Origin of the sequence: Cytobacillus gottheilii, from assembly GCF_018582665.1 — a bacterium.
In the GTDB taxonomy this organism is placed as follows: domain Bacteria; phylum Bacillota; class Bacilli; order Bacillales; family Cytobacillaceae; genus Cytobacillus; species Cytobacillus gottheilii.
Genome location: NZ_CP071709.1, coordinates 3,428,052 through 3,441,404, shown reverse-complemented (window position 1 = coordinate 3,441,404; position 13,353 = coordinate 3,428,052). Strand labels below are relative to the sequence as shown.

Genomic DNA, 13,353 nt, shown 5'->3' with positions numbered 1-13,353 from the left:
GAAACTCAATGAACAGCAACAAATCTTGAATCTATAGAAAAATTTTACGATCTTAGCTGATGCAGAAAGAGAGGAAAGATTTTGAAAAAAAATGCTCGTGATGCGATCGTTGATGCTGCAGTTTATTTATTTAATCATAAAGGGTTTAAAGGAACTTCAGTACGTGATATTTCAGAAAAGTCAGGTTCAAATTCCGCTAATATTGCTTATTACTTTGGAAATAAGGAAGGTTTATTGGAATATTGCTTTACAGCCTATTATGAGGGCTATTTGAAAGAAATGGAAAAAGCTGTCGCCTATCTGGAGGATGGTGCGATCATTTGTTTAAAGAAAACACTTGAAAGAATCATCTATTATCAGTTTGAAAATAGTCAATTAACACGGATGATTGTGCGGGAAATGTCCTTAGATTCACAGATGGTTCGGGAAATTATGTCCACATATGCCATGAAGGAAAAATACTTTTTTCAAAACATCTTTGAATACGGCTTTGCCAATGGGGAATTTCGGCAGGAATCTTCAGGCTATTATCTGCTACAGCTTAAGGGGCTATTGACCATGCCTTTTTTAAATACACATTATATGACAGAAGTACTGTATCTTCTTCCCCAAGAAAAATATTTTGCTGATAAATATTTGCAGGAATTATACAGCTGGGTCGATGGAAGGATGAACAGCCAGCAGCAGGGGAAACCAATACTGACTGTATCATCATGATCCTAGTATTTAATAGAGATATTCTTGGCTAAGCATCAAAGGCAAACCCTGGCCAAGCTCTTTGACTTGATGTGCATCTGAACCGTAAACAAGTGTTATGCCCATTTCAAGTGCAGCATTTGCTGCCCACAAAGGCGGATATGGTTCCCGGCATAAAGGTTTACTTGAACCGGCGCCATTATAATCAAGCTCATACCCGTTCTGTTTCACCGCTTGCAGAATGGCCATTAAAGTGTCCTTAAAATCTTTTTCACTTTGGAATTTTTTCTTAAATTTCTCAACAAGGTTGATATGTCCAATTCGTTTAGGTTTATATTTTCCTAAGTCAGCAAGAATAGATAGGGTGACAGTTTGGTAATAGCGCTCATAAATAGCATCAACGCTTCCATATCTCTTGATCATTTCACCAAAAACGTCTGGACTATGATCGAGACAATCATACACATTATCGTGCTTTAAAAAGTGAACGGACAGTATGGAATCGTCAATGAGCCTCCCATATTCGTTGAGAAAAGCTTTAATCTCCTGCTCGTATCCTTCAATAAAATCTACTTCTAACCCAGCATTCACGGTGATGCTGCTTTTGTATTTTTCCTTTAATCCATTTACTTCCTTAAAATAGTCTTCGAGTTGATTCATTGACATAGCACTATCTTTTAAAGGAGTTGGTTCTGAGAACCTCTGAGGGAGCGGTGCATGCTCTGTAAAGGATATTTCTTGGAATCCCAGCGAGATTGCCTTTATAATATAACTTTCAAGAGGATCTTTTGTTCCGTGTGGACAATAAGGTGTATGAATATGACCATCTTTTTTCATATACTTTTTTCCCTCCTTGAACTGGATGTTAACGAATGTTAAAGATTTATTGATTTATTTCGATAAAATGTGAAATAAATAGTCAAAAAATGTCGTTTACATGGTATCATAAAAACATTGAATTGAACACGAAAAGTGAAAGTATAGATGGACATACCGGCTCGGAACAGAACAGGGGGCTTTTAAAAAGTGGGATACATAATTGGCGGTATCGTAATTGTCATTCTTATATATTTGACAGGATATTTTTTAAAAAAGAAATATTATAAAGAAGTTGATCGGCTGGAAACATGGAAAATGGATATTATGGACCGCCCTGTGCTGGATGAAATGGCAAAGGTCAAACAGCTGAATATGACTGGTCAAACAGAAGAACTGTTTGAAGGCTGGCGCTATAACTGGGATGAGATCGTAACAGCAGAACTTCCAAATGTAGAGGAATATTTGTTTGATGCTGAAGAATCGATTGATAAGTATCGCTTCGGTAAAGCGAAAGAAGCATTAAGTGCGATAGAAAGCAGTCTTGAACGCATTGAAGAACAAATCAAAGCACTTCTAGTGGAAGTAAAAGATCTTGTTGGCAGTGAGGAAAAAAACAGGCTGGAAATTGAAGAACTGAAAGAAAATTATCGGGAAAACAAAAAACTTTTGCTGGCACACAGACATACATTTGGCAAAGCAGAGGAAGTACTGGAAAAGCAATTTGACAAAGCTGCCGAATTATTTGAACAGTTTGCCGAAAAAACAGATCAGGGAAATTATTTAGAGGCACGGGAAGTTGTACTGGCGATTCAGGAAATACTGGATCATTTGCAGCAGTGCATGGACTCTATTCCTGAATTGCTAATCGAATGCCAGTCTAAGCTTCCTTCTCAAATGGCGGACCTGCGGGATGGATATGAAGAAATGCGGGAAGGTGGTTATATTCTCGATCATATTCAGCTGGAAAAAGACATTGAACAATTTCAGCAAGAGCTCGATAAGCTCCTGGAATCCCTTTATAAGGCAGAGCTTGATCATGTGCAAAGTACAGTAGACGATATTAGAGACAGCATTGACCTTTTATATGATCTGCTCGAAAAGGAAGTACATGCTAAACATAATCTGCAGCAGGATGAGCCGCTTGTCAGAGAGAGATTATATGATAGCTTAGAAAGCAATAAGGATCTAAAAGGTGAGCTTGACGAAATTTGTGAAAGCTACCATGTGGATCAGCAGGATAAAGAAATACAAATAAAACTTGAAAAAACGCTATCAGCTTTAACCAAAAAATACGATGTTTTGCATCATAAAATTAAAAATCAAGGTTCTGCACAAACGCATCTATTGGAAGAGTTCCTGCAGATCAAATCAAGTCTGGATGAAATTTGTCTGGAGCAGGATGTTTTTTCGGAAAAACTGCAGGCGCTTAGAAAAGATGAAATGACTGCTAGAGAAACAGTGGCAGAATTAAAGAAAACCATGACAGAGGCGGTCAAGCTTGTATCCAAAAGCAATATTCCAGGTTTATCTCAGGAATATAAATATTTGGTGCACGATACTCAAGAAAGCATTGAAAATGTGATGCAGAAACTGGAGGAAAAACCTCTTAATATCCCAACTGTTCAGCAATATCTCGAGGTTGCAGTAATGACAGTGGATAAACTGGCACATTACACGGAAGAAATGATCGAAACGATTCAGCTTGCTGAAAGAGTCATTCAATATGGAAACCGCTATAGAAGTTCATATCCATCAATCGAAAAAGCGTTACAAGAGGCAGAACAGTCTTTTAGAAGCTACGATTACAAAACATCACTTGAACAGGCTGCCACTTCAATTGAAGAAGTTGAGCCTGGTGCTTTGAAGAAAATAGAAGAGCTGGTAAAAGAAGAATAAGACAGTGTAAAAAAAGGCTTAGAGGTATGTACCTCTAAGCCTTTTTGAATGTACTTTGTTAGTTATCATCTTAAGAAAGCTTCTTTGCGCCCGTAAACAAGGATAGAAAGTATCCAAGGGCTGCTCCGGCAATTGCAGGCATGATCCAGCCGAGCCCTTCTGCATATAAAGGCAAAAACGAAAGGTTCTCACCTATAGCTGAAACATTCACTCCCGCTTCATTTAAACCATCCACAAAGCTGATTAAACCGGTAGGAAGCAACGCGCAAATATAGACGAAAGAACGTCCTTTAAAAAGCTGGTGAAAAAAAGACAAAACAATTAATACAATTGCAAGCGGGTAAATAATAACCAGAACAGGAACAGAAAAAGTAATAAGCTGAGTCAGCCCTGCATTCGCCAGTACGGCACTAAAAAGGGAGAATACAATAACAATCGTCTTATAAGAGAAAGCTGGAAATAACTTTGAGAAATACTCCGCACAAGATGAAACAAGTCCAACGGAGGTTGTTAAACACGCAAAAATGATGGCAGCTGCTAAAATCACGGATCCAAGCGGGCCGAATAAATATTGTACGGTACCAGACAATATCGCTCCGCCATTTTCTTTAAATCCAATTGCTTCTGGAGCAGTTGAACCAATAAAAGCAAGAGACACGTAAATGATTGCGAGACCGGCTGCAGCGATGAGACCAGCATATATACATATTTTCATAACTGCTTTTTTGTTGGTTACACCTAACCCATTAATAGAGCCAATAACAATTATGCCGAATACTAGAGCGGCAATGGTATCCATCGTTAAGTAGCCTTCAATAAACCCTGTAAAAAAAGCTGTGTCATTATATGTATCCTTTGGGAGGTCTTGTTCCCCAAGTGGTGAAATGATGGCTTTTATTACTATGATTCCTAAGATGATTAAAAGCGCAGGTGTTAACACTTTTCCAATGGTATCCACCAGTTTGGTTGGATTCATAGCGAGCCATAAGGTAATGGCGAAAAAGACAGCTGAAAACAGAAGCAATGGCCAATTAGAATTGGAAACGTTTTCATCAAGGAACGGAATAATACCAATTTCATATGAAACAGTAGCAGTCCGCGGTATAGCAAACAGCGGTCCGATCACTAAATACATAATGACGGTAAAAACAACTCCAAACACAGGGTGAACTCTGCTTGCCATTGTTTGGACATCACCCGTTCTGGCAATCGCAATAATCGCCAATAAAGGCAATCCAACACCGGTAATTAAAAAACCGAAAGCGGCAGTCCAGACGGATGTACCGGCCTCCTGGCCCATAAATGGAGGGAAAATCATATTCCCGGCTCCAAAAAATAAAGCGAAAAGCATTAATCCAATCGCAAATATTTGTTTTAAAGATAATGTTTGCTGCTTCAAAAATAGTCCTCCTAAACAATTGCACTATTCTTTCATTCCTCAAAATGTTTAGAACATTAACATAGTAACATGCATTTTTAAAAATAGCAGATTTTAAAATAATTTTAATATTAGAAAAAATATATTGCAATAATATAGAATACCCATTCATTCTATATATCGAAGTTCCTCTATTTATGGTAAGATTGAGAATTGCATAAGGTGGTGACCAATCATGATTTATTTTGATAATAGCGCAACAACGAAACCATATAAAGAAGCCATTCAATCATTTGTAAAGGTAAGTGAAGATTACTATGGTAATCCATCTTCCCTGCATTCATATGGAGCCAAATCTGAAAAGCTGCTCGCTCAGGCGCGCGAACAGATGGCTAATTTGCTGAAAGTGGATGCACAGGAGATCATTTTTACTTCTGGCGGAACGGAAGGCAACAACCTTGCCATAAAAGGAGGCGCACTGGCAAAGCGCGGAAAACATTTGATTACGACTGAAATTGAGCATCCATCTGTTAAGGAAGCCATGAAACAATTGCAGAAACTCGGCTACCAGATTACTTTTATTCCTGTTGATGCTGATGGAATTGTGGACATAGAGGATATTCGGGCAGCCATTACGAACGATACTGTGCTTGTATCCGTTATGCATGTTAATAATGAGGTCGGATCCATTCAGCCAATTCATGAAATTGGGCAAATGCTGAAGAACTATCCTGATATTCTTTTTCATGTCGACCATGTACAGGGGATTGGGAAGGTGCCTCTAAATATTAAGCATTGTCATATTGACCTTTGCACAATCTCGGCTCATAAATTTCACGGTTTAAAAGGCACAGGCGCCTTGTATATACGAAAAGGAGTAAAGATCTCCCCGCTGTTTTCCGGCGGCAGCCAAGAGCAGCAATTAAGAAGCGGAACCGAAAATCTGCCAGGTTCTGTTGCGATGGCCAAAGCGCTTAGAATGGAATTGACTAAGCAGGAAACAGAATCCAGTACACTTTCTGAAATTAAGCGTTATATCATAGAAGAATTAGGTGTGATGGAGGGAATAACGATCCATACTCCAGCAAATCAAGCTGCGCCGCATATCATCAATTTTTCGATAAGCGGTATGAAAGCAGAAGTGTTTGTCCATGCTCTTGCTGAGCATGATATATACGTTTCTACAACAAGTGCATGCTCTTCTAAATCAAAAGCAGTCAGCCAGACACTGCTGGCAATGGGTGTGCATGAAGAATTAGCCAAAAGAGCATTGCGAGTGAGTTTATCTTATGACAATACATTGGAAGAAGCACATTTATTTATTAATGCTGTTAAAAAAACAATTACAAGTTTAAGAAAGGTAATGAAATGATGATCAATTATGACCGTATATTAATCCGCTTTGGTGAGATTTCTACCAAGGGGAGAAATCGCAGCAAGTTTCTGGAAAAATTAAGACAGAATGTAAAGCGAGTGCTATATCAATTCCCGGAAATCAAAATAGAAACACAGCGTGACCGAATGTTTGTGAAATTAAATGGTGCAGATGGAGAAGCGGCTGCACAATGTTTAAAAGAAGTTTTTGGCATCCAGTCCTTTAGTCTTGCTATAAAAACTGAACGTGAAATTGATCAAATTAAGGATGCTGCCTTATCCTTATTTGAAAAGGTGTTTGAAGAAGGGAAAACCTTTAAAATCACATCGAAGCGCGCAGATAAGAAGTTTCAGCTTGATACAGGCGAAATGAATCATACGTTTGGCTCCCATATTTTAAAGAATGTAGAACATGCTAAGGTGGATGTGAAGAACCCTGATATCAACCTGCAAATTGAAGTGAGGGAAGAAGGGGTTTATTTATCCTGTGAAAATTTAAAAGGAGCCGGCGGTCTTCCTGCTGGTTCAAGCGGAAAGGCAATGCTTATGCTCTCAGGCGGAATTGATAGTCCTGTAGCTGGCTATTTAGCGATGAAGAGAGGAATCGAAATTGAGGCTGTCCATTTTCACAGTCCTCCCTTCACAAGTGAACGAGCAAAGCAAAAAGTGATTGATTTAACCGAAAAACTTTCAAAAATCTGCGGGAAAGTTACACTGCATATTGTGCCATTTACTGAGGTGCAGCAAATGATTCAGAAGCAGGTGCCTGAAAATTATACGATGACTTCAACCCGAAGAATGATGCTAACCATAACTGATCAGCTTCGCAAAAGAAATGAAGGCCTTGCTATTATCACGGGTGAAAGTTTAGGACAAGTTGCCAGTCAGACGTTAGAAAGCATGTATGCCATTAACGATGTAACGTCTACACCTGTGCTGCGTCCGTTGATAACGATGGATAAAGAAGAAATTGTGGAAATCGCACAAAAAATAGACACGTTTGAAATCTCTAATCGTCCTTTTGAAGATTGCTGTACAGTTTTTGTTCCAGCATCCCCAAAAACAAAACCAAAACTTGAAAAAGTTGAGCGGTTTGAAAGCTTTGTTGATTTTACAGAAGCAATATCAAAAGCAGTACAAGATACAGAAACGCTAACAATTACACCAGGTTTCAGCTATGAAAATGAGGATGAGGATCTATTTTAAGAAGATCTTCATGAAATTACCAATTTAAAAGTGCATACCGCCATGTGATTCTACACATTCTATACTCACAAGGAGGTGAAATCACATGGCAAACAACAACAACTCAAACCAGCTTTTAGTTCCTGGTGTACAACAAGCTCTAGATCAAATGAAGTACGAAATCGCTACTGAATTTGGTGTAAACCTTGGTGCAGAAACTACTTCTCGTGCTAACGGTTCAGTAGGTGGAGAAATCACTAAGCGTTTAGTTCAAATGGCTGAACAACAATTAGGCGGTTACCAAAAATAAAAATAGATAATATGGCTACAAGGAGCAGGGCAAACGCCCTGCTTCTTTTTTTTTATTTCATAAAGATCATTTAGCCTTACTAGCGAAGAATCTAGGCATTTCTTAAGCTTATTTGTCACACGTTCTTTTGCCAGTACCTCGTTTAAATTAATGGTTAAAAAGTTGATAAATTTGATTGTTTTGATTTTTTGAAAAATTTAGTATAATGTTGGGAGTATAAACCAATTAAGGAGGATTATCAATATGAAACGTGAAGATTTACTTGCTCCCGAACAGTATAACCTTGTTGAAGAAGTTGAGAAATTCGCAGCTGACCAAAGTAAAATAGCACTCATTTGGGAAAATGAGTTTGGAGAGATAAAGAATATTACATATCATCGTTTGATTGAAAGAGTGAATAAAGTTGGAAACGTTTTCTTAAATCATGGATTGCAAAAAGGAGATACTGTCCTTGTCATCATTCCTCGCTTAATTGAAGCATATGAAGTATATTTAGGTGCATTAAAAATCGGATTAACAGTGCTTCCAAGCTCTGAGATGCTTAGGGCTAAGGATTTGCAATACCGAATAACTCATGGTGATGTGAAGGGGATCATTAGTTATTATCCATTTATTGATCAAGTCAAAGAGCTTAAAGAAGCAGAACCATTAGTTAAATTTTCAATTGGTCAAAAAGCAGATAATTGGTTTTATTTAGATGAAGAGATGGAATTGGCTTCTTCCACTTTAACAGCAGCTGAAACAAAGAAAGATGACATGGCATTTTTATCATATACATCAGGTACTACTGGAAATCCAAAAGGGGTTGTCCATACACATGGATGGGCCTTTGCACATTTAAGAACGGCTGCACCTCACTGGCTCTTGATTGAAGAAGGAGATATCGTCTGGGCAACAGCTGGCCCTGGCTGGCAAAAATGGGTTTGGAGTCCTTTTTTATCCGTGCTGGGCTCCGGTGCAACTGGTTTTGTTTATAATGGCAAATATGATCCCAAAAAATATTTACAGCTTCTTCAGGATAATAAGGTGAATGTTCTTTGCTGTACGCCTACTGAATATCGGTTAATGGCAAAAGTGGATGAAATTGGACAATATCAATTGCCGCACCTTCGCAGTGCTGTGTCTGCTGGTGAACCGTTAAATAGAGAAGTGATTGATATATTTAAGAAATATTTTCAACTCAATGTGCGAGATGGCTATGGTCAGACTGAAAATACATTACTTGTTGGAGTGACAAAGGAAATGGAACTCAGACCTGGATCAATGGGAAAACCGACACCAGGCAACAAGGTAGACATTATCAATGATGATGGGAGACCATGTGAGGCAGGGGAGGTTGGTGACATTGCCGTTCATGTCAGCACACCTGCCTTGTTTAAAAATTATTATAAAGACCCTGAACGAACGTCTATGCAGTTTAGAGGAGAATATTATATAACAGGTGACAAAGCGAAAAAAGATGAAGATGGATACTTTTGGTTTGAAGGACGTGGAGATGACATTATTATTAGTTCAGGTTATACGATTGGGCCATTTGAAGTGGAAGACGCCCTTGTCAAACATCCTTATGTAAAGGAATGTGCTGTCGTCGGCAGCCCGGATGAAGTTCGCGGATCGATCGTGAAGGCCTTTGTTATTTTGAAGGATCTGCCACAGCAAAAGGAGAGCGAGATTATACAGCAGCTGCAGGATCATGTGAAAGAAATGACTGCTCCATATAAATACCCTCGGAAAATTGAATTTGTTGAAGAACTGCCTAAAACGATTTCAGGAAAGATTATGAGAGTCGAGCTGCGGAAAAAAGAACTGGAGAGCGTGGCAAACAAGGTGTGAATTGAGGAGAAGCAGGCGATGGTGCCTGCTTTTTGTATAGGGGCATATTTATGCGTTGGCGAATATAAAGATTTATTTTGCTTGTCGGTCCTAAACAAGGTGTACTATACTATGTTCAAATTGATATTAAAGGAGCATGGACAATGGGAACGCTTTGGCATGGGGGAAATATTTATACACTGCAGCAGGAAAATGAACAAGTAGAAGCCATTTATACAGACGGCGGCGTGATTATTGAGATAGGATCATACGTTGAACTTTTGGAAAAGTACAAAAATAATCTTGATTTGATTGAAGATCTTAAGGGAGCGACCATGCTGCCGGGATTTGTTGATAGTCATATGCATTTAATTGGTCATGGTGAAAGGCTGATCAGACTTGATTTGTCAAAGTGTACTTCCAAAGGAGATGTACTTGCAGCTGTTAAGGAATATTCGCTGCAGTTCCCTGCTGGTGAGTGGATTGTTGGAGAAGGCTGGAATGAAAATTTATGGGAAGATCCTTCGCCAATCACTTCAGCGGAATTAGACCTCGCGGTACCAGACCATCCTGTTTTGCTAAAAAGAGTATGCCGTCATGCATTAACAGCTAATTCCTTAGCTTTGAAGCTCGCTGGTATTACTGAAACTACCGATTGTCCTCCAGGTGGTGTGATTGAACTGGACGACCAAGGGCAAATCAATGGCATATTGAAGGACCAGGCACAGGACCTGCTTTTCTCAGCTGTACCTCCTGTAACAAAAGCGTACTTAAAAAAAGCACTCCAAGCTGCTATAACAGACGCTTATTCATTAGGTTTAACAGGATCGCACACAGAAGATCTCAATTATTACAATGGATTTGAACATACATATGAAGCAATAAAAGAAGTCATTGAAGAGGATCAATATAACTATCGGGCACATTTGCTTGTCCATCACGAAGTTGTAGACGACATGATAGCCAGTGGACAGCATTTTATGAGTGGTACAGAATGGGTTGAGTTTGGAGCCATGAAAATTTTTGCGGATGGTGCCTTAGGAGGGCGTACGGCTTTGCTTAGCCATCCATACGCAGATGATGAAACTACTTCTGGAGTGGCCATCTTTTCTCAGGAGCTGCTTGATGAGCTCGTGAAAAAAGCACGGGAGTATAACTTGCCTGTAGCGGTTCATGCCATAGGCGACCTTGCCTTTGAAATGGTCGTGAACTCTATTGAAAAATATCCTTTAATTGGGAAAGGGAGAGACCGTCTCATTCATGCGCAAATATTGCGTAAGGAGCTGATCGACCGCATTAAAAACCTCCCGCTTATTCTTGATATTCAGCCGCGCTTTGTTGCTTCTGATTTCCCTTGGGTCGTGGAGCGTGTCGGTCAGGAATATATGAATTATTGCTATGCGTGGAAAACATTATTGGATGAAGGTCTCCATTGTGCAGGCGGCTCTGATGCGCCAATAGAACCTGTTGATCCGCGGCTTGGCATCCATGCAGCGGTAACGAGAACCAATATTGACAGCAGCGATTGTACGGTTTATAACGAAGAAGAAAGACTTACTGTGTATGAAGCGGTATCTCTTTTTACAAAAGGAAGCGCATATGCGATTTCACATGAACATGACCGAGGTGTCATTAAAAAAGGAAATCTTGCTGACTTTACCATCCTGGAAGAAAATATATTTACGATTGCTCCAGAAGCGATTGCTTCCATCCCTGTAAAACAAACCGTCATTGGCGGCAAAACTGTGTACCGGAATGAGATTGGGAAATAAATGTTTTAAGCAACTATACCGAATGATTAGAAATTTTATCTTTCTAACCATTCGGTTTTTTTAGTGTGTATCAATATGAGTGAAATGAAGCGGCGGGCAAAACGAATTTGGTTGATAGAGTTAATTTTTAATAAAGATTGATAAAAATATATTGCAAGTCTTTTTAACAGGTGTCTATAATAGTGATATTTCGAAATCAGAAAGAATTGAGGATGGAAGATGGGACAAAACGATATTAAAAACGGCGCACTGTATGCTGGATTCTCATATTTATTGTGGGGGATTCTGCCAATCTACTGGAAACTCATTCATCATGTCAATTCAGATGAAATATTGGCAAATCGGATCTTATGGAGTTTCATATTCATGATTTTCATTTTAGTATTTAGCCGAAAATGGGCACCATTTTTACAAACACTAAAAGGCTTAAAGGCAAATAAAAAGCAGGCTGCCGCCCTTGTAATAGCATCTGTTTTAATCAGCTGCAACTGGTTTGTTTATATTTGGGCAGTGAATGCTGACCGGATGATTGAAGCAAGTCTTGGTTATTATATTAATCCTCTTGTAAGTGTTTTGCTTGGAATGCTTGTCTTTAAAGAGCGGCTTGGAATTATGCAATATATATCTTTTATATTGGCCTTAGCTGGCGTGCTTATATTAAGCATTTCTTACGGCCAGGTTCCGTGGGCATCTCTATTGCTTGCTTTTTCTTTTGGCTTTTATGGCCTTGCGAAAAAGCTGATTACCGTTGAACCGGCGATTGGGTTAACATTAGAAACATTAGTCGTTGCACCATTTGCCTTAATCTATTTAATTATTTTATATTCAAATCAATCATTGGCTCTTTTTCACTCGTCAGCAGGAACAGACTTATTGCTGCTTGGAGCAGGGATTGCAACAGCCATTCCTCTGCTGCTTTTTGCAAAAGGAGCACAGAAGATCCCTTTATCCATGCTAGGATTTTTACAGTATATTGCGCCAACTATTACCTTAATTTTAGGGGTGTTTGTTTATGGTGAAGCATTTTCATCGGTACACCTCCTGGCTTTCCTATTTATCTGGAGTGCACTGACCGTTTACTCTCTTTCTAAAACGAAGATATATGTACATTGGCAGGAGAAGAGGAAAGAACGAAAGAAAATAGCTGTTTAATGTAATTGCAAAAGTGCCAGGTCTCTTTGACCTGGCACTTTTCTATTTATGATAAGAACGTTCTTTTTACTTTCTCCCAGAAGGAGTTGTCTTTTAGTTTAACGGTTTTTATTTCTTTGCCGCTTAGTTTTACGTCAATTTTTTGTACATGCTGAACACTCATTGCTTCGTTGTCCATGGCCATCACAGGATGGTCATTACCGTCCTGAATCACGTTTAAGGTAAGTCTGCGATTTTCACTCAGGATAAAAGAAGAGCCGAGTGTACGATACGTATTGTTGTTAAGTGAAGCAAGTTCGCTTACTTGCAGACAAGGAATCATCGGATCTACGACCGCACCAGTTACAGATTTATTGTAAGCAGTACTGCCTGTAGGCGTAGATACAATCATGCCATCTCCTCTGAATGTTTCAAAATGAAGATCATCAATCAGCACGTCCATCGCAAAGGTTTTAACAATGGAAGAGCGAATGGTATATTCATTCAAACAGTAAAAGGATGCCTCATCATCAACCGAAACTTCAATAGTCGGGTAGCGGCGAACCTCAATATTTTCACTTTGCGCGGCCTCTATCATTTTGTCTATATCGTCTATTTGGAAATCACAATACATGCTCAAGCTTCCAGTTGTTGAAATCCCTGCATAAAGGCAATCATCTCTAAAACCTGTTTTTCTCACAGCTTGTAAGAACGATCCGTCCCCGCCAATACTGACAATAATATTAGCGTCGGCAGGCTCACTTAAAACATGAAAACCATTCTCTTTTGCCAAATCGTAAAGAGGTTGAACCATCTCTAATGTCTTCGAATCCTGCTTATGGTAGAAATACATATTACGGCGAGCTGTCATCATTATTCCTCCAGACTAGTATAAATAGAGTAGTGATTCTTTTACTAAGTAAACCTTATTTTGTTATCATAGTGTTGTCATTTCCAGTTTACATGTTTTTGAAACATTT

General features: G+C 39.0%; 11 protein-coding genes. 8 read left to right on the top strand and 3 right to left on the bottom strand.

The features are described from left to right. Window positions 1-81: 81 nt before the first annotated feature. Entirely contained in the window at window positions 82-717 is a 636-nt protein-coding gene (gene refZ, locus J1899_RS17000) for a forespore capture DNA-binding protein RefZ (RefSeq protein ID WP_214475401.1), read from the top strand. Window positions 718-726: 9 nt separating this feature from the next. Here refZ and hisJ read toward each other — a convergent pair whose 3' ends face one another. Beyond that, on the bottom strand, window positions 727-1,533 hold the full coding sequence (hisJ, locus tag J1899_RS16995; protein ID WP_214475399.1) for a histidinol-phosphatase HisJ: 807 nt from the start codon (window positions 1,531-1,533) through the stop codon (window positions 727-729). A 189-nt stretch (window positions 1,534-1,722) separates the two neighbouring features. Here hisJ and ezrA point away from each other — a divergent pair, with 189 nt between their 5' ends. Beyond that, window positions 1,723-3,411 carry a septation ring formation regulator EzrA gene (ezrA, locus tag J1899_RS16990; RefSeq protein ID WP_214475398.1) on the top strand — a complete coding sequence of 563 codons (1,689 nt, stop codon included), beginning with the start codon at window positions 1,723-1,725 and terminating at the stop codon, window positions 3,409-3,411. A gap of 70 nt (window positions 3,412-3,481) precedes the next feature. On the opposite strand, the gene brnQ is transcribed toward ezrA, so the two are convergent. Next, the gene (brnQ, locus tag J1899_RS16985; RefSeq protein WP_214475396.1) at window positions 3,482-4,810 is read right to left on the bottom strand and encodes a branched-chain amino acid transport system II carrier protein; all 1,329 of its coding nucleotides are present in this window, start codon (window positions 4,808-4,810) and stop codon (window positions 3,482-3,484) included. Window positions 4,811-5,024: 214 nt separating this feature from the next. Here brnQ and J1899_RS16980 point away from each other — a divergent pair, with 214 nt between their 5' ends. From J1899_RS16980 to rarD, 6 genes are all read left to right on the top strand, one after another. Beyond that, the gene (locus J1899_RS16980) at window positions 5,025-6,161 is read left to right on the top strand and encodes a cysteine desulfurase family protein (protein ID WP_214475394.1); all 1,137 of its coding nucleotides are present in this window, start codon (window positions 5,025-5,027) and stop codon (window positions 6,159-6,161) included. Between the two features lie 2 nt (window positions 6,162-6,163). Further along, complete coding sequence (gene thiI / locus J1899_RS16975; protein ID WP_214478884.1) at window positions 6,164-7,369, top strand: tRNA uracil 4-sulfurtransferase ThiI; 1,206 nt, start codon at window positions 6,164-6,166, stop codon at window positions 7,367-7,369. Window positions 7,370-7,454: 85 nt separating this feature from the next. After that, window positions 7,455-7,658 carry an alpha/beta-type small acid-soluble spore protein gene (locus J1899_RS16970; protein WP_066443007.1) on the top strand — a complete coding sequence of 68 codons (204 nt, stop codon included), beginning with the start codon at window positions 7,455-7,457 and terminating at the stop codon, window positions 7,656-7,658. 243 nt (window positions 7,659-7,901) lie between these two features. Continuing rightward, window positions 7,902-9,491, top strand: a complete 1,590-nt coding sequence (gene mbcS / locus J1899_RS16965; RefSeq protein WP_214475393.1) for an acyl-CoA synthetase MbcS — start codon at window positions 7,902-7,904, stop codon at window positions 9,489-9,491. Window positions 9,492-9,634: 143 nt separating this feature from the next. Then, the gene (locus tag J1899_RS16960; protein ID WP_214475391.1) at window positions 9,635-11,242 is read left to right on the top strand and encodes an amidohydrolase; all 1,608 of its coding nucleotides are present in this window, start codon (window positions 9,635-9,637) and stop codon (window positions 11,240-11,242) included. A 219-nt stretch (window positions 11,243-11,461) separates the two neighbouring features. Then, a complete protein-coding gene (gene rarD / locus J1899_RS16955) occupies window positions 11,462-12,394 on the top strand; it encodes an EamA family transporter RarD (RefSeq protein ID WP_214475389.1) in 933 nt (310 codons plus the stop codon). Between the two features lie 46 nt (window positions 12,395-12,440). Here rarD and J1899_RS16950 read toward each other — a convergent pair whose 3' ends face one another. Next, on the bottom strand, window positions 12,441-13,244 hold the full coding sequence (locus J1899_RS16950) for an NAD kinase (RefSeq protein ID WP_066443012.1): 804 nt from the start codon (window positions 13,242-13,244) through the stop codon (window positions 12,441-12,443). Window positions 13,245-13,353: the final 109 nt, after the last annotated feature.

Excerpts from the sequence above, each read along its gene's own strand:
- hisJ (WP_214475399.1), bottom strand. The coding sequence starts at position 1,533 with ATGAAAAAAGATGGTCATATTCATACACCTTATTGTCCACACGGAACA.
- J1899_RS16980 (WP_214475394.1), top strand. The coding sequence starts at position 5,025 with ATGATTTATTTTGATAATAGCGCAACAACGAAACCATATAAAGAAGCC.
- J1899_RS16970 (WP_066443007.1), top strand. The coding sequence starts at position 7,455 with ATGGCAAACAACAACAACTCAAACCAGCTTTTAGTTCCTGGTGTACAA.
- mbcS (WP_214475393.1), top strand. The coding sequence starts at position 7,902 with ATGAAACGTGAAGATTTACTTGCTCCCGAACAGTATAACCTTGTTGAA.
- J1899_RS16960 (WP_214475391.1), top strand. The coding sequence starts at position 9,635 with ATGGGAACGCTTTGGCATGGGGGAAATATTTATACACTGCAGCAGGAA.
- rarD (WP_214475389.1), top strand. The coding sequence starts at position 11,462 with ATGGGACAAAACGATATTAAAAACGGCGCACTGTATGCTGGATTCTCA.
- J1899_RS16950 (WP_066443012.1), bottom strand. The coding sequence starts at position 13,244 with ATGACAGCTCGCCGTAATATGTATTTCTACCATAAGCAGGATTCGAAG.